Genomic DNA, 16,033 nt, shown 5'->3' with positions numbered 1-16,033 from the left:
ATGACCAGCATCGACATCAAGGAAGACTCGGTTCCCGCCCCCCGCTCGGGCGAGGAAAAGGGCGGCAGGCTCCTGGACGTCAAGGACCTGCACGTCGAGTTCCACACCGGCGAGGGCGAGGTCAAGGCCGTCAACGGCGTCAACTACAGCGTGGACGCGGGCGAGACGCTCGCCGTCCTCGGTGAGTCGGGCTCCGGCAAGTCCGTGACGGCCCAGGCCATCATGGGCATCCTCGACATGCCGCCCGGCAGGATCCCGCAGGGCGAGATCCTCTTCCGCGGCCAGGACATGCTCAAGATGTCCAACGAGGAGCGCAGGAAGATCCGCGGCCGCAAGATCGCGATGATCTTCCAGGACGCCCTGTCGTCGCTCAACCCCGTGCTCTCGGTGGGCTATCAGCTCGGCGAGATGTTCCGGGTGCACGAGGGCATGAGCCGCAAGCAGGCCAAGGCCAAGGCCATCGAGCTCATGGAGCGGGTGAAGATCCCGGCCGCCAAGGAGCGGGTGAACGACTACCCGCACCAGTTCTCCGGCGGTATGCGCCAGCGCATCATGATCGCGATGGCGCTCGCCCTGGAGCCGGACCTGATCATCGCGGACGAGCCCACCACGGCTCTGGACGTGACGGTCCAGGCGCAGGTCATGGACCTGCTGGCCGATCTTCAGCGCGAGTACAACATGGGGCTGATCCTGATCACCCACGACCTGGGTGTGGTCGCGGACGTCGCCGACAAGATCGCGGTGATGTACGCGGGCCGGATCGTCGAGACGGCCCCGGTCCACGAGCTCTACAAGCGCCCCGCGCACCCGTACACGCGCGGTCTGCTCGAGTCGATTCCCCGTCTCGACCAGAAGGGCCAGGAGCTCTACGCGATCAAGGGTCTACCGCCCAACCTGCTCCACATTCCGTCCGGCTGTGCCTTCAACCCGCGCTGTCCCAAGGCGCAGGACATCTGCCGTACGGACATTCCGGCCCTGGTGCCGGTGGCCGAGCAGGACGGCTCGGAGATGCCGGGCCGCGGCAGCGCGTGCCACTTCTGGAAGGAGACGATCCATGGCTGAGCTCAAGAAGACCGACGAGCCTCAGGACGCCACCCCGAACGTCTCCGAGGTGGAAACGGTCGACGCGGCCACCGCCGAGGAGGCCGTCGCGGCCATCGAGGCTCCGGTGGAGCGCGGCGAGCCGATCCTCCAGGTCCGCAACCTGGTGAAGCACTTCCCGCTCACGCAGGGAATCCTCATCAAGAAGCAGATCGGCGCGGTCAAGGCCGTCGACGGGATCTCCTTCGACCTCTACCAGGGCGAGACGCTCGGCATCGTGGGCGAGTCCGGCTGTGGCAAGTCCACGGTCGCCAAGCTCCTGATGACGCTGGAGCGGGCCACGGCCGGCGAGGTCTTCTACAAGGGCCAGGACATCACCAAGCTGTCCGGGCGCGCGCTGAAGGCGGTCCGCCGCAACATCCAGATGGTGTTCCAGGACCCGTACACCTCGCTCAACCCCCGTATGACGGTGGGCGACATCATCGGGGAGCCCTTCGAGATCCACCCCGAGGTGGCTCCCAAGGGCTCGCGCCGCCAGAAGGTCCAGGACCTCCTGGACGTGGTGGGCCTGAACCCGGAGTACATCAACCGCTACCCGCACCAGTTCTCGGGCGGCCAGCGCCAGCGCATCGGCATCGCGCGCGGTCTGGCCCTGAACCCCGAGATCATCATCTGCGACGAGCCGGTCTCGGCCCTGGACGTCTCCGTCCAGGCCCAGGTCATCAACCTGATGGAGAAGCTGCAGGACGAGTTCAACCTCTCGTACCTCTTCATCGCGCACGACCTGTCGATCGTCCGGCACATCTCGGACCGGGTGGGCGTGATGTACCTCGGCAAGATGGCGGAGATCGGCTCGGACGAGCAGATCTACGAGCACCCGACGCACCCGTACACGCAGGCGCTGCTCTCCGCGGTGCCGGTGCCGGACCCCGAGGCGCGCGAGGGCCGCGAGCGGATCATCCTCACCGGCGACGTCCCGTCCCCGGCGAACCCGCCCTCGGGCTGCCGCTTCCGCACCCGCTGCTGGAAGGCGGAGGCGAAGTGCGCCGAGGAGACCCCGCTGCTCGCGATCCCGCAGCGGTTCGCGGGCCAGGACACCCCGGCGGCGCATGAGTCGGCGTGTCACTTCGCGGAGGAGAAGGACGTCGTGCACGCGGCGTAGTCTCGGCCTCGGCTTTTGGCCGTACGCGATGGGGGCGCCCGGAACCACTCGGTTCCGGGCGCCCCCATTTTCGTGCGTAACGTCTGGGCGCCGCCGAGCGTGTCCAAGTCAGAAGCGGAACCTGTGGACGGACGGGGACGATGACGACACGGCCGGAAGATGCGGACCACTACGCGGACCACTCCGCGGAGTTCGACGCGTTCTACGCCGCCACCGCCAAGAGGCTGGTCGCCACGGTCTATGCGATGACCGGTGATCTGGCGGAGGCGGAGGACGCGGTGCAGGAGGCGTATGTGCGGGCCTGGCAGCGGTGGGAGCGGCTGACGCGGGAGGGTGATCCCCTGCCGTGGGTCCGCACGGTGGCGTCCCGGCTGGCCATCAGCGCGTGGCGGCGGACCAGGAGCCGGCTGCGGGCGCAGTTCCGGCACGGAGCCGCGGCCGACGTGCCCGAGTTGTCGGCGGACCGGGTCGCGCTGGTGGAGGCGCTGCGTGAACTGCCGGCCCAGCAGCGCCAGGTGGTGGTGCTGCACCACCTGCTCGACCTTCCCGTGGACCAGGTCGCCCGAGAGACGGGCGCGTCGAACGGGGCGGTCCGCACCCGGCTGAGCCGGGCCCGCAAGGCGCTGGGGAAGCGCCTGACCGACACGACTGCTTTCACCGCGGAAGGGGCGGCCCACCATGGCTGAGGTCGAAGAGCTGCTGGACGACGTCACGGTACGGATGCCGAGCGGGGCCGAGCTGCGGGCGCGCGGCGAGAGGCGGACCGCGCGGCGGCGGGTCGCCGGGGGAGTGGCTGTCGCCGTGGCGGTGACGGGGGCGCTGACGTGGGGCGTGGCCTCCGGGGGGATCGGCGGTGACGGCAGGGAGGTGCGGCCCGCGGCCACGCCGACGGCGAACCCCTTCAAGGTGGGCGGTGTCGTGCGGCTCCTGTCGCCCGAGCTGATGCCGCAGGCCGCGAAGTGGCGCTGGAAGAGCATGGAGGAGGAGGTGATGGTGGACCTGCCGCTGCCGAAGGTGGGCGGGGACGACAGCTGCCCGGGCTCGGACCCCGGACGGAAGGCGCCGAGCCAGGTGCAGTACGGCACGGAGTACTACGGCGACAAGGGCGCCACCGCCAGGCAGCGGGTCACCGAGTACGACAGTGAGTCCGTCGCGGCGGACGAGGTGTCCCTCCTGCGCGCCGCGCTGACCGAATGCGGTCTGCGGGAGCACGCGGCCGGGCCGGACCCGTACTGGTCCGGCACCACGGAGTCCTCCTCACGGCTCCGCGTCAGCGTCGAGCGGTGGCGCGGCTGGGTGTCCGTGGTGGAGATCGAGGTGGAGGGGCGGCGCGGATGACGCAGCGGCATCCGAGGGTTTCCCCGGTCCTACTAGCCCCGGAAAGACCCCATAAAGATGCGGAGAGCCACGCACTGCGGTGTATTTGGGCCTAAGTCGGACTTAGGCCTGAAAGGGAGGCTCTCCATGCGTGGAGCCACGCACGCCAAGTGGGCCGCATGCGCGGTGACCGTCGCACTCGCGGCGACCGCCTGCGGTGGAGGCGGGGACAGCGGCGGTGGCGGCGACGGCTCCGGGATCGTGGGCTCCTCGTGGGGGGATCCGCAGAACCCGCTGGAGCCCGCCAACACCAATGAGGTGCAGGGCGGCAAGGTGCTCGACATGATCTTCCGCGGTCTCATGCGGTACGACCCGAAGACCGGCGAGGCCAAGAACATGGTCGCCGAGAAGATCGACACCAAGGACTCGCAGAACTTCACCGTGAAGATCAAGGACGGCTGGAAGTTCAGCAACGGCGAGAAGATCACCGCCAAGTCCTTCGTCGACGCCTGGAATTACGGCGCCCACCTCAAGAACAACCAGAAGAACGCCTACTTCTTCGGCTATATCGAGGGCTACGACAAGGTCCACCCGGAGAAGGGTGACGCCAGTGCCGACACGCTCTCCGGACTGAAGGTCGTCGACGACACCACCTTCACCGTCAAGCTCACGCAGAAGTTCTCGACCTGGCCCAAGACCCTCGGCTATCCGGCCTTCGCGCCGCTGCCCAAGGCGTTCTACGACGACCACGACGCGTGGCTCGCCAAGCCCGTCGGAAACGGTCCGTACACCGTGGACTCGTACGCCAAGGGATCCAAGATGTCCCTGCGGAAATGGGACGGGTACACCGGTGAGGACAAGGCGCGGAACGGCGGTGTGGACCTGAAGGTCTACACCGACAACAACACCGCCTACACGGACCTGATGGCGGGCAACCTCGACCTCGTCGACGACGTTCCCGCATCGCAGCTCAAGAACGCCAAGAACGACCTGGGTGACCGCTACATCAACACCCCTGCGGGCATCATCCAGACCCTCGCCTTCCCGTTCTACGACAGCAAGTGGTCGAAGGCCGGAATGGAGAAGGTCCGTCAGGGGCTCTCCATGGCGATCAACCGTGAGCAGATCACCGAGACCATCTTCCAGAAGACCCGTACCCCCGCCACCGACTGGACGTCGCCGGTGCTCGGCGAGGCCGGCGGCTACAAGTCCGGGCTCTGCGGCGACCCCTGCAAGTACGACGCGGACCAGGCGAAGAAGCTGATCGCGGACGGCGGCGGGATCCCCGGCGGCACGCTGAAGATCACGTACAACGCGGACACCGGCTCGCACAAGGAATGGGTCGACGCCGTCTGCAACTCCATCAACAAGGCCCTGGGCAATGACAAGTCCTGCGTCGGAAGTCCGGTCGGCACTTTCGCCGACTTCCGCAGCAAGGCCTCCCAGCAGAAGCTGGACGGCGCCTGGCGCGCGGGCTGGCAGATGGACTACCCGCTGATCCAGAACTTCCTCCAGCCGCTGTACTACACGGACGCCCCGTCCAACGACGGCAAGTGGTCCGACAAGAAATTCGACGAACTCGTCGACAAGGCCAACGCCGAGACCGACACCGGAAAGGCCGTCTCCACCTTCCAGGACGCCGAAAAGGTGCTCGCCGAGCAGATGGCGGTCATTCCGCTCTGGTACCAGAACGGCAGTGCCGGCTACTCGGACAAGGTCTCCGACGTGGCGCTGAACCAGTTCAGCGTCCCGGTCTACAACGAGATCAAGGTCAGCTGAGGCCAGGGAGCGGTCATCCGGCGCGGTGATGCGCGCCGGATGACCGCTCCCGTTACTTCCGGAGCCCTTCATGGGACGTTATGTGATCCGGCGTCTGCTGCAGATGATCCCCGTCTTCTTCGGCGCCACGCTGCTGATCTTCCTGATGGTGAACGTGATGGGCGACCCCATCGCGGGCCTGTGCGGGGACCGAAAGTGCGACCCCGCGACGGCCGAGCAGCTGAAGAAGGAATTCGGCCTCGACAAGCCCGTGTGGCAGCAATACGCGACCTACATGGGCAATGTCTTCACCGGCGACTTCGGTACCGCCTTCAACGGGCAGAAGGTCACCGAGCTGATGTCGACGGCCTTCCCGCTCACGATCCGCCTGACGCTCGTCGCGATCGTCTTCGAGATCGTCATCGGGATCTCGCTGGGCGTCGTCACGGGCCTGCGGCGCGGGCGCCCCATCGACACCGTCGTACTGCTCCTGACGCTCGTCGTCATCGCGATCCCCACCTTCGTCACCGGCCTGCTGCTCCAGCTCCTTCTCGGCGTCGAATGGGGCGTGATGAAACCCTCCGTCTCCTCGGAGGCGCCCCTGAACGAACTCATCGTCCCGGGGCTCGTCCTCGCCTCGGTCTCCCTGGCGTACGTCACCCGGCTCACCCGGACCTCCATCGCCGAGAACCGCCGCGCCGACTACGTCCGCACGGCCATCGCGAAGGGGCTGCCCAGACGCCGCGTCATCACCCGGCACCTGCTGCGCAATTCACTCATCCCGGTGGTCACCTTCATCGGCACGGACATCGGCGCGCTGATGGGCGGCGCGATCGTCACCGAGCGGATCTTCAACATCCACGGCGTCGGCTTCCAGCTCTACCAGGGGATTCTCCGCCAGAGCACACAGACCGTCGTCGGCTTCGTGACCGTCCTCGTCCTGGTCTTCCTGGTGGCCAACCTGATCGTCGACCTCCTGTACGCCGTACTCGACCCGAGGATCCGCTATGCCTGAACCCCGAGAGCCAGACGGAGCCATCGCCCCGACCGGTGCGGGCGGCGCGATGGACCTCGCGGCGAGCGAGGGGACGACGCTGGAGAAGACTCCCGGCGGCCCGGGCGGAACCGGCCCCTCCGCCCCGGCCCGCAGCCTGTGGTCCGACGCCTGGCGCGAGCTGCGACGGAACCCGATCTTCATCATCTCGGGCCTCATCATCGCCTTCCTCGTCGTCATCTCGATCTGGCCGTCCCTGATCGCCTCCGGCAACCCGCTCGACTGCGACCTGGCCAACGCCCAGAAGAGCTCCACCTCAGGGCATCCCTTCGGCTTCGACGGACAGGGCTGCGACGTCTACACGCGGACCGTGTACGGGGCCCGCGCCTCGGTCACCGTCGGCGTCTGCGCCACGCTCGGTGTCGCGATCCTGGGCAGCGTCCTCGGCGGGCTCGCGGGGTTCTTCGGCGGGTTCTGGGACGCGATCCTCTCCCGGATCACCGACGTCTTCTTCGCCATCCCCGTCGTGCTCGGCGGCCTGGTGCTCCTGTCGGTCGTCACCAGCAACACCGTCTGGCCGGTGATCGGCTTCATGGTCCTGCTCGGCTGGCCGCAGCTCTCGCGCATCGCCCGCGGATCCGTCATCACCGCCAAGCAGAACGACTACGTCCAGGCGGCGCGGGCCCTTGGCGCCTCCAACTCGCGGATGCTCCTGCGGCACATCGCGCCGAACGCGGTCGCGCCGGTGATCGTCGTCGCCACCATCGCGCTCGGCACGTACATCGCCCTGGAGGCGACCCTCTCGTACCTCGGCGTGGGTCTGAAGCCGCCGACCGTGAGCTGGGGCATCGACATCTCGGCCGCCTCCCAGTACATCCGCAACGCCCCGCACATGCTGCTCTGGCCCGCCGGAGCGCTCGCCATCACCGTGCTCGCGTTCATCATGCTCGGCGACGCGGTGCGCGACGCCCTCGACCCCAAGCTGAGGTAGGCGCCCATGGCAACCGTGGCATCCGACGCGTCCGATGCGGCCACCCCGGGGACGTCCAAGCTGCTCGAAGTGCGCGACCTGCACGTGGAGTTCCGGACCAGGGACGGCGTCGCCAAGGCCGTCAACGGCGTCGACTACACCGTCAGTGAGGGCGAGACGCTCGCCGTGCTCGGCGAGTCCGGGTCCGGCAAGTCCGTGACCGCGCAGGCCATCATGGGCATCCTCGACATGCCCCCCGGAAAGATCACCGGCGGCGAGATCCTCTTCAAGGGCCAGGACCTCCTGAAGCTCAAGGCGGAGGAGCGGCGCAAGACGCGCGGCGCCGGCATGGCGATGATCTTCCAGGACGCCCTGTCGTCCCTGAACCCGGTGGTCAGCGTCGGCCAGCAGCTCGGCGAGATGTACGTCGTCCACCAGGGGATGTCCCGCAAGGACGCCAAGGCCAAGGCCGTCGAGCTGATGGACCGGGTGCGCATCCCGGCCGCGAAGGAACGGGTCGGGCAGTACCCGCACCAGTTCAGCGGCGGCATGCGCCAGCGCATCATGATCGCCATGGCGATGGCGCTCGAACCCTCGCTGATCATCGCCGACGAACCGACCACGGCCCTGGACGTGACCGTCCAGGCCCAGGTGATGGACCTGCTCGCCGAGCTCCAGCGCGAGCTGAACATGGGCCTGATCCTCATCACCCACGACCTGGGCGTCGTGGCGGACGTCGCCGACAACATCGCCGTCATGTACGCGGGCCGCATCGTCGAGAAGGCTCCCGTCCACGAGATCTACAAGGCCCCCGCGCACCCGTACACGCGCGGCCTGCTGGAGTCGATCCCCCGGCTCGACCAGAAGGGCCAGGAGCTCTACGCGATCAAGGGCCTGCCGCCCAACCTCATGAACATCCCGCCGGGCTGCGCCTTCAACCCCCGCTGCCCGATGGCACAGGACATCTGCAGGACCGATGTGCCGCCGCTCGCCGAGGTGACGTACGAAGGCCTGGCCGCCCATCGCCGGAGCGCCTGCCACTTCTGGAAGGAGACGCTCCATGCCTCGTGGTGAGCACATCAGCAAGAAGCAGCTGGAGGACGAGGGCGAGACCGCACGGCAGCTGATGCACAAGGCGCAGGCCGAGCACGAGTTCGCCGTGCTCGGCTCGCCGTCGGGCCGTGAGCCGATCCTCCAGGTGCGGGGCCTGGTCAAGCACTACCCCCTCACGCAGGGCATCGTCATCCGCAAGCAGATCGGCGCGGTCAAGGCCGTCGACGGCGTCGACTTCGACCTCGGCCAGGGCGAGACGCTCGGCATCGTGGGGGAGTCCGGCTGCGGCAAGTCGACGGTCGCGAAGATGCTGGTGAACCTGGAGCGGCCCACGGCGGGCGAGATCCGCTACAAGGGCGAGGACATCAGCAAGCTGTCCGGGCGCGCGCTGAAGGCCGTGCGCCGCAACATCCAGATGGTCTTCCAGGACCCGTACACGTCGCTGAACCCGCGTATGACGGTCGGCGACATCATCGGGGAGCCGTACGAGATCCATCCGGAGGTCGCGCCGAAGGGCTCGCGCCGGCAGAAGGTGCAGGAGCTGCTCGACGTGGTGGGCCTGAACCCCGAGTACATCAACCGCTACCCGCACCAGTTCTCCGGCGGTCAGCGCCAGCGCATCGGCATCGCGAGGGGGTTGGCGCTGCGCCCCGAGATCATCGTGGCGGACGAACCGGTCTCGGCGCTCGACGTCTCGGTGCAGGCCCAGGTGGTGAACCTCCTGGACCAGCTCCAGAACGACTTCGACCTGAGTTACGTGTTCATCGCGCACGACCTGTCGATCGTGCGGCACATCTCGGACCGGGTGGGCGTGATGTACCTGGGCCGGATCGTGGAGATCGGCTCCGACGAGGAGATCTACGAGCATCCGACGCATCCGTACACGCAGGCGCTGCTCTCGGCCGTGCCGGTGCCTGATCCCGAGGCGCGGGAGCATCGGGAGCGGATCATCCTGAGCGGGGACGTGCCGTCGCCGGCGAATCCGCCGTCGGGGTGCCGGTTTCGCACGCGGTGCTGGAAGGCGCAGGAGCGGTGCGCTCTGGAGGTGCCGCTGCTTGCCGTCCCGGCGGTGTTCCGTTCGGCCGAGGGGCCTCAGGCACATGACTCGGCGTGCCACTTCGCGGAGGAGAAGCAGGTGGTTCCGTAGGGCCGGACTTCCAGCCCGTCCGGCGTTTGAGGACGAACTCGGCGGAGCCGGTGATTGACGGCGTCCAAGGCTGCCGCTCAGCGCTTAACACGCGAGCAACCACACCGTCGCCCCCGCGATATACGCACCCGGCAGGCTTACGAACGTACGGCCGTGCGGGTGCCGTAGACCGGCCGGGGTTTTGCCATGTCGCCCCGGCCGGTCGCCGTGCCTCCTAGGCCCGGTGGAGTCCCAGCGACCGCTTCAGGAAGTCCACCTGAAGCAGCAGCAGATTCTCCGCCACCTGTTCCTGCGGGGTCATGTGCGTCACCCCGGACAGCGGGAGCACCTCGTGCGGGCGCCCCGCGGCAAGGAGCGCCGAGGACAGGCGCAGGGCGTGCGCCACCACCACGTTGTCGTCCGCGAGGCCGTGCACGATCATCAGCGGCCGTGACGGGTTCTCCGGGGCCACAAGACCCTCCTCGGTGACGAGGGAGCTCAGGGAGTACGGCGCCGGATCCGCACCCGGGTCGCCCAGGTACCGCTCCGTGTAGTGCGTGTCGTACAGCCGCCAGTCCGTCACCGGCGCCCCCGCCACCCCCGCGTGGAAGACATCGGGGCGGCGCAGGACCGCGAGCCCGGCGAGGTAACCGCCGTAGGACCAGCCGCGGATGGCGACCCGGTCCAGGTCCAGGGGGTGCGAGGCGGCGAGGCCCTGCAACGCGTCCACCTGGTCGTCGAGGGTCAGGGTGAAGTCGCGGCGGATCTCCTTCTCCCAGGCGGGGGAGCGGCCCGGAGTGCCCCGGCCGTCCGCGACGATCACCGCGAAGCCCTGGTCGGCGAACCACTGGGACGTGAGGTACGGATTGTGGGCCGCGAGGACCCGCTGGCCGTGCGGGCCGCCGTACGGATCGAGGAGCACGGGCAGGGGGCCCGAGCCCTCCACGTAGTCCGTGGGGAGCAGGACGGCGCACGGGATCTTGCGTGCGCCCCCCTCGGTGAGAGTCACGCGCGGCGTGAGCCCCGGACGCTGCGCGTATGAGGCGACGGTCGCCACCTGCTTGCCGTCGCGCATTACCTGGACGCGGGAGCCCGGCTGGTCAAGGGTGGCCGACACGAGGACCGTGAGGCCGCCCGAGCGGACCGCCGAGTGCACCCCGGGTTCGACGGATACGCGCTCCACGCCCAGTTCGTTGACGCGGTAGACGTGGATCTCGCCCGTCTCCGGGGCGGCCGCCGCCGCTCCCGCCGACGCCGAGACCAGGACGTCGTCGTCCGCCACGTCGAGCACCGCGCGCACGTGCAACTGCGGTCCCGTCAGCGGACGTTCACCCACCGCGAGGACCCGCGCGCCGCCCTCGTCCACGATCCGCACCAGCCTCCCGCTGGGGGACCAGGACGGGGCGCCGGGGAAGAGTTCGAGCCACTGCGGATCCTCTTCCGCGTGCACCATGCGGGTCGATCCGTCGTCCGGGTCCACCGCCAGGTAGAGCTGGCTGAGCTGGTCCCTGGACTGGACGAGGAGCAGCGGCGCCCCGGCCGACGACCAGTGCACCCGCGCCAGATAGGGGTAGCGGGCGCGGTCCCACATCACCTCGGTGCGCGCGCCGTCCAGGGTCACGACGAAGAGGCGTACGTCCGCGTTGGCCGTGCCCGCCGCCGGGTACGCGACCCGCGAGGGTTCCGTCTCCGGATGTGCGGGATCGGCGATCCACCAGCGCCGCACCGGGGCGTCGTCGGCGCGTGCGACCAGGAGCCGGTCCGACGCGGGCGACCACCAGAAGCCCCGCGAACGCCCCATCTCCTCGGCCGCGATGAACTCCGCCAGGCCGTACGTCACGGTCTCCTTCTCGACGGAGTCCGGCTCCGGTGCCGCAAGCGCCCGGTCGCCCTCGCCGTCGGCGCCCGTCACCCGCAGGGCGCCCCCGGCGACGTACGCGATGTGGCGGCCGTCGGGCGAGGGGCGCGGGTCGATCACCGGGGCGGGAGCGGGCAGTTCACGTGCCGTGCCCGCGCGCAGCTCCGCGGTGAAGAGCCGTCCGGAGAGGGTGAAGGCGGCCAGCTCCACCGCCGCGTCCGTCGCGTAGCCCACGATGCCCGCGCCGCCTTCGCGGCTGCGCTCACGGCGGGCGCGTTCCTCGGCGGAGAGCCGCTCTGCGGCGCCCTTCAGGAGGGCCTGGGGGTCGGCCGCGACACGCTCGACGGCACCGTCCTCCAGGTCCAGGACCCAGAGTTGGTTCGCCCGGTCCGTGCCGGACGACGAGCGCAGGAAGGCGACGCGGGATCCGTCGGGCGCCACCGTGAACGCGCGGGGCGCACCGAGAGTGAAACGTTGCGTGCGGGCGTGCAGGCGAGGGAAGGAGAGCCGCTGCGCCTGACTCTCGGCGGGCCCGGCGGTTGCGGGCGTCTCGGTGGTCATTCCCCGAGCCTAGGGGGCATGCGCCCCCTTGTGCTGCCGTGCTCCGAGTCATGCGGACCCACGGATAGTTATGATCCGTAGCGCTTAGTGGGTATGTACCTGCTGGCGTCCGCACTGGTGCAGGGTCTGGGACTTGGAGGTGAGCCGCCGTGGCACTCTCGATTTCGGCGGTGGTGCTACTGGCGATCATTGTCTTCTTGCTGGTCAAGAAGTCAGGGTTGAAGACGGGCCACATGATCGTCTGCGTGCTGCTCGGCTTCTATCTCGCGAGCTCCTCCATCGCACCGACGATCAATGAGCTGACGACGAACGTGGCGGGGATGATCGGCGACATCAAGTTCTGATCCGTGCGCAGCACGTTCTGATCAGTGCGCGGGGTGCTCGTAGGGTGGTCCCATGACGGAACTGCCCGCCCGGCGTCTGCTGCTCGTGCACGCGCACCCCGACGACGAGTCGATCAACAATGGCGCGACGATGGCCAAGTACGTGGCCGACGGCGCCCATGTCACGTTGGTGACCTGCACGCTGGGCGAGGAGGGCGAGGTCATCCCGCCCGAGCTCGCCCATCTCGCGGCCGACCGCGAGGACGCGCTCGGCCCCCAGCGCATCGGCGAGCTGGCCGCGGCCATGAAGGAGCTTGGCGTCACCGACCACCGGTTCCTCGGCGGCACGGGACGCTACCGCGACTCCGGGATGATGGGCATCGAGCAGAACCACCGGGCGGGCGCCTTCTGGTCCGCCGATCTCGATGCCGCCGCCGCGGACCTCGTCGAGGTCATCCGCGAGGTGCGGCCCCAGGTGCTCGTGACGTACGACCCGGACGGCGGGTACGGCCACCCCGATCACATCCAGGCCCACCGGGTCGCGATGCGTGCCGCGGACCTCGCGGCCGAGGGGGCCTTCCGCGCGGATCTCGGCGAACCGCACACCATCGGCAAGATCTACTGGAACCGTGCGCCGCGCTCCGTCGTCGAAGAGCGGTTCCGGTGGATGGAGGGTGCCCTGCGGCACTCGCCGTTCACGACCCCCGGCGTGGTCGCGGACGTCCCCGGTGTGACGGAGGACGAACGCGTCACGGCGGAGATCGACGGAAGGGCCTTCGCGCGGACGAAGGCGGCGGCGATGCGCGCGCACGCCACGCAGATCGAGGTGCAGGGACCGCTCTTCGTCCTGTCGAACGGGCTCGCGCAGCCGATCTTCGATGTGGAGTACTACGAGTTGGTGCGAGGAGAGGCCGGTGCGGTGGACGGCGAGCGTGAGACGGATCTGTTCGCGGGACTCGCGGGCGCGGGGCACGAAGGGGTGACGGCACTGTGAGTACTCGTTCGCGTGCGGCGTCGGGGGCACCGTCCGGTTCCGGTTCCGGTGCGTCCGCCGCCGTGCCACCCGGCGGCAGCGCGCTCGCCCAGCCGCTGAACTTCGCCCGTATCGCCTCTTATGGCGTCCTCTTCGTCCTTGGCGCGGTCGTCGGCACGGCCGGCGCGCTCGTCCAAGGGGGCTGGTTCCCGGGCGGGTTGCTGCTCGCGCTCCTCGGGGCCGCGGGGCTCTTCCACGGAGGGGTGCGTGTCATCGGCAGCAGGGCGGGGGCGGTGGCACCGGCGGCGGGCTGGCTCGTCGCCGTCATGCTGCTCACGGCCAGCCGGCCCGAGGGGGACTTCCTCTTCGGCGCCGGAATCGGGTCGTACGCCTTCCTGCTGGGCGGAATGGCGGTCGCTGTGATGTGTGCCACCCTCGGCTAGCGGCCGCAACCAGGCGGGCCCGCTGCCCGACTTGGCAAGTGACGTACCACTTCAGCCCGTGCCCCGCACGGGTTTGACGGCGGTCACAGGATGAGTGCCGGCGGCGGCCAGTATGGTGGTGCGCGCCGCCGAGCCGCCCGAGTGAGGTCGAGACGGGCGGCGGAGCCAACCGGGAGAACCTGCCTTGAGTCGTGAAACTGACAGTTCGTCCTCCGGGCCCCAGGGGCGCGGTGGAGCCGCTTACCCCTCGGGGACGCCGCCGTACGGCTCCCCCGCGCAGGGCGCCGCGTCGGACGGCGCCCCGGACGGCGCGCAGCGGCAGGCCGCCGAGGAGCGGCCCGACGAGCCCAAGACCGAGACCACGCTGACCACGCGCATCCGGATCAACATCCCCGGGTCGCGGCCGATCCCACCGGTCGTCATGCGCACGCCCATGGCGGAGAGCGACGTGAACGCGCCGCGTCCGCAGGACGCGGGCCGCGCGGCGGACAGGTCCGACGCCGGGGACGGCGCCGGGCGTCCGGGGTCCGCGAACGGCGCCGGGGGTCCCGGTTCCGCCGGGATGTCGGCTTCGGGCTCCGCGCCCGAGGGACCTTCCTCCGGCGGACCCGGGTCCCCTTCTGCTTCCGCTTCCGCTCCGGCGGAGGAGAAGACGAGCGACTGGTTCGCACCGCGCAAGAGCGGCGCGGGCACCGGCGGGAACGGCACGTCCGGATCCGGCACGTCGGCATCCGGCGGCTCGGGACCCGGCGCTCCGGGAGCGGGCGGTCCCGGAGCAGGCGGCTCCGGTACGGGCTCCTTCGACGTGTCCGGTGCCGTGGCGGCGGGCCCGCTCGGCACGGGTGCGCCGCAGGGCGGCGACCCCCAGCGCGGGGACCTGCCGTACTTCTCCGGAGGCGCCGCGGGTGACGGCGGCCGTGGGCCCTCGGGCCCGACCGGCGGACCGGTGACCGGCGACGGCCCGATGGCGCCGAACCCGGCCCGTCCGGCCGACCCGGCGAACCAGGCCAACCCGGCGGGCCGCGCGAACCCGATGGCTCCGCCGAACCCGGGCGGTCCCGGCAACCAGGGCGGCCCCGGCAACCCGGCCAACCCGGGCCATCGCCCCAACCCGGCCAACCCCGCCGCCCGTTCGGGCGCGGGCGCGCCCGCCATGGGCGACGACACGGCCATCCTCACCCCGCAGAAGGCGGGCCCCCTCCAGGGTCCCCCCGGCGGCCCGGTCCACGGCGGCCCCGGCTCCATCCCCGGCGGCCCCAGCGCGCCGTCCCCCGGGACCAACGTCTCGGGCGACACCCTGACCAGCGGCATCCCCGTCGTACCGCCCGCCCAGAACTCGCCGTTCGCCACGGGCCCGCAGCACACCGACGGACCCGTGCCGCACACCCCGCCCAAGCTGCCCGAGCCGGTGCAGCCGAACGTGCCCGTCGCCGCGGCCCCGTCCAAGAAGAAGGGGCGCAACAAGCTCGTCCTGGTGGGCGTCGCCGTGGTCGTCGTGGCCTGCGGGGCCTATGGCGCCGGTCTCTTGATGAACCACGCCGACGTGCCGAAGGGCACCACCGTGCTCGGCGTCGACATCGGCGGCGGCACGCGCGACGAGGCCGTCAAGAAGCTCGACGCGGCGATCGGCAAGGACGTCATCAAGCCCCTGAAGCTGTCGGTCGACGGCGAGACGGTCACGCTCAAGCCGGACCAGGCGGGCCTGACCCTGGACAGCCAGGCCACCGTCCGCGAGGCGGCGGGCAGCGACTACAACCCCGTATCGGTGATCGGATCGCTCTTCGGCGGCGAGCGTGTCGCCGAGCCGGTCATGCCCGTGGACGAGGAGAAGCTGGCGGCCGCCCTGGAGCGCGCCGCGGGCGGCTCGGGCTCGGCCAAGGAGGGCGGGGTCAAGTTCGTGCCCGGAAAGGCCGTCCCCGTGTACGGCAAGGCGGGCAACGGCATCGACGTCGCCGCCTCGACGAAGGCCGTCTCCGAGGGGTACAAGAAGCAGGTCGAGACCGGCAGCGCCGGCACGGTCGACGTGCCCGTCACGACCCGCAAGCCGACCGTCGCGAACGCCGAGGTCGACAAGTTCATGACGCGCTTCGCGAAGCCCGCCATGTCGGCCAACGTCACGATCAAGGCGGGCACCGCGTCGATCCCCTTCGGCCCGGCGAAGTCGCTGCCGAAGATCCTTGAGACGAAGGTGGCCGAGAACGGCAGCCTCCAGCCGCACTACAACCTCGCGGAGCTCAAGAAGCTGTACGGCAACGTCTTCGACGGCATCCTGATCCAGCGCGGCAACGGCGACAAGACGCCGGTCCAGCCGACCGACGTGGCGGCCGCGATGAACAAGGCGCTGATCGGCAAGACGCCGACGGAGCGGGTCGGCGTGATCGAGACCAACGCCAACTAGGCGCTTCGCTGGAGCAGCGGTCGGGGAACTGCTGCGGGTCGGCTGTGGCCGGGCGC

At 69.9% G+C, this 16,033-nt stretch carries 14 protein-coding genes; 13 read left to right on the top strand and 1 reads right to left on the bottom strand.

Features of this window, described 5'->3' with window-relative positions:
• From M4V62_RS16105 to M4V62_RS16065, 9 genes are all read left to right on the top strand, one after another.
• Positions 1 to 1,062 carry an ABC transporter ATP-binding protein gene (locus tag M4V62_RS16105; protein WP_249587954.1) on the top strand — a complete coding sequence of 354 codons (1,062 nt, stop codon included), beginning with the start codon at positions 1 to 3 and terminating at the stop codon, positions 1,060 to 1,062.
• Complete coding sequence (locus M4V62_RS16100) at positions 1,055 to 2,203, top strand: ABC transporter ATP-binding protein (protein ID WP_249587953.1); 1,149 nt, start codon at positions 1,055 to 1,057, stop codon at positions 2,201 to 2,203. Before M4V62_RS16105 ends, M4V62_RS16100 begins: the two co-directional genes overlap by 8 nt.
• Before the next feature lie 140 nt (positions 2,204 to 2,343).
• Complete coding sequence (locus M4V62_RS16095; RefSeq protein WP_249587952.1) at positions 2,344 to 2,889, top strand: SigE family RNA polymerase sigma factor; 546 nt, start codon at positions 2,344 to 2,346, stop codon at positions 2,887 to 2,889.
• On the top strand, positions 2,882 to 3,541 hold the full coding sequence (locus M4V62_RS16090; RefSeq protein ID WP_249587951.1) for a hypothetical protein: 660 nt from the start codon (positions 2,882 to 2,884) through the stop codon (positions 3,539 to 3,541). The genes M4V62_RS16095 and M4V62_RS16090 overlap by 8 nt, the downstream gene beginning before the upstream one ends.
• A gap of 126 nt (positions 3,542 to 3,667) precedes the next feature.
• Positions 3,668 to 5,299: a peptide ABC transporter substrate-binding protein gene (locus M4V62_RS16085; protein ID WP_249587950.1), complete on the top strand. Its 1,632-nt coding sequence runs from the start codon at positions 3,668 to 3,670 to the stop codon at positions 5,297 to 5,299.
• Positions 5,300 to 5,369: 70 nt separating this feature from the next.
• Positions 5,370 to 6,293 carry an ABC transporter permease gene (locus M4V62_RS16080; RefSeq protein ID WP_249587949.1) on the top strand — a complete coding sequence of 308 codons (924 nt, stop codon included), beginning with the start codon at positions 5,370 to 5,372 and terminating at the stop codon, positions 6,291 to 6,293.
• A complete protein-coding gene (locus tag M4V62_RS16075; protein WP_249587948.1) occupies positions 6,286 to 7,263 on the top strand; it encodes an ABC transporter permease in 978 nt (325 codons plus the stop codon). Before M4V62_RS16080 ends, M4V62_RS16075 begins: the two co-directional genes overlap by 8 nt.
• A gap of 6 nt (positions 7,264 to 7,269) precedes the next feature.
• Positions 7,270 to 8,316 (top strand): ABC transporter ATP-binding protein, encoded by a 1,047-nt coding sequence (locus M4V62_RS16070; RefSeq protein ID WP_249587947.1) that lies wholly within the window; start codon positions 7,270 to 7,272, stop codon positions 8,314 to 8,316.
• Between the two features lie 52 nt (positions 8,317 to 8,368).
• Positions 8,369 to 9,442: an ABC transporter ATP-binding protein gene (locus M4V62_RS16065; RefSeq protein ID WP_249592855.1), complete on the top strand. Its 1,074-nt coding sequence runs from the start codon at positions 8,369 to 8,371 to the stop codon at positions 9,440 to 9,442.
• A 214-nt stretch (positions 9,443 to 9,656) separates the two neighbouring features.
• Here the strand turns inward: M4V62_RS16065 and M4V62_RS16060 are convergent, their stop codons facing one another.
• Positions 9,657 to 11,840, bottom strand: coding sequence for a S9 family peptidase (locus M4V62_RS16060; protein WP_249587946.1), 2,184 nt, complete (start codon positions 11,838 to 11,840; stop codon positions 9,657 to 9,659).
• A 149-nt stretch (positions 11,841 to 11,989) separates the two neighbouring features.
• On the opposite strand from M4V62_RS16060, the gene M4V62_RS16055 reads away from it, so the two are divergent.
• The 4 genes from M4V62_RS16055 (at position 11,990) to M4V62_RS16040 (ending at position 15,977) form a co-directional block, all read left to right on the top strand.
• Positions 11,990 to 12,184, top strand: coding sequence for a hypothetical protein (locus tag M4V62_RS16055; protein ID WP_160507048.1), 195 nt, complete (start codon positions 11,990 to 11,992; stop codon positions 12,182 to 12,184).
• A gap of 52 nt (positions 12,185 to 12,236) precedes the next feature.
• Positions 12,237 to 13,157, top strand: a complete 921-nt coding sequence (gene mshB / locus M4V62_RS16050; RefSeq protein ID WP_249587945.1) for an N-acetyl-1-D-myo-inositol-2-amino-2-deoxy-alpha-D-glucopyranoside deacetylase — start codon at positions 12,237 to 12,239, stop codon at positions 13,155 to 13,157.
• A 62-nt stretch (positions 13,158 to 13,219) separates the two neighbouring features.
• Complete coding sequence (locus tag M4V62_RS16045; protein WP_249592854.1) at positions 13,220 to 13,579, top strand: DUF6113 family protein; 360 nt, start codon at positions 13,220 to 13,222, stop codon at positions 13,577 to 13,579.
• A gap of 184 nt (positions 13,580 to 13,763) precedes the next feature.
• Entirely contained in the window at positions 13,764 to 15,977 is a 2,214-nt protein-coding gene (locus M4V62_RS16040) for a hypothetical protein (protein WP_249587944.1), read from the top strand.
• Positions 15,978 to 16,033 lie beyond the last annotated feature (56 nt).

Origin of the sequence: Streptomyces durmitorensis (assembly GCF_023498005.1) — a bacterium.
Taxonomy (GTDB): domain Bacteria; phylum Actinomycetota; class Actinomycetes; order Streptomycetales; family Streptomycetaceae; genus Streptomyces; species Streptomyces durmitorensis.
This window is presented reverse-complemented; position numbering and strand designations above follow the sequence as displayed.

Excerpts from the sequence above, each read along its gene's own strand:
- M4V62_RS16105 (WP_249587954.1), top strand. The coding sequence starts at position 1 with ATGACCAGCATCGACATCAAGGAAGACTCGGTTCCCGCCCCCCGCTCG.
- M4V62_RS16100 (WP_249587953.1), top strand. The coding sequence starts at position 1,055 with ATGGCTGAGCTCAAGAAGACCGACGAGCCTCAGGACGCCACCCCGAAC.
- M4V62_RS16095 (WP_249587952.1), top strand. The coding sequence starts at position 2,344 with ATGACGACACGGCCGGAAGATGCGGACCACTACGCGGACCACTCCGCG.
- M4V62_RS16090 (WP_249587951.1), top strand. The coding sequence starts at position 2,882 with ATGGCTGAGGTCGAAGAGCTGCTGGACGACGTCACGGTACGGATGCCG.
- M4V62_RS16085 (WP_249587950.1), top strand. The coding sequence starts at position 3,668 with ATGCGTGGAGCCACGCACGCCAAGTGGGCCGCATGCGCGGTGACCGTC.
- M4V62_RS16080 (WP_249587949.1), top strand. The coding sequence starts at position 5,370 with ATGGGACGTTATGTGATCCGGCGTCTGCTGCAGATGATCCCCGTCTTC.
- M4V62_RS16075 (WP_249587948.1), top strand. The coding sequence starts at position 6,286 with ATGCCTGAACCCCGAGAGCCAGACGGAGCCATCGCCCCGACCGGTGCG.
- M4V62_RS16070 (WP_249587947.1), top strand. The coding sequence starts at position 7,270 with ATGGCAACCGTGGCATCCGACGCGTCCGATGCGGCCACCCCGGGGACG.
- M4V62_RS16065 (WP_249592855.1), top strand. The coding sequence starts at position 8,369 with ATGCACAAGGCGCAGGCCGAGCACGAGTTCGCCGTGCTCGGCTCGCCG.
- M4V62_RS16060 (WP_249587946.1), bottom strand. The coding sequence starts at position 11,840 with ATGACCACCGAGACGCCCGCAACCGCCGGGCCCGCCGAGAGTCAGGCG.
- mshB (WP_249587945.1), top strand. The coding sequence starts at position 12,237 with ATGACGGAACTGCCCGCCCGGCGTCTGCTGCTCGTGCACGCGCACCCC.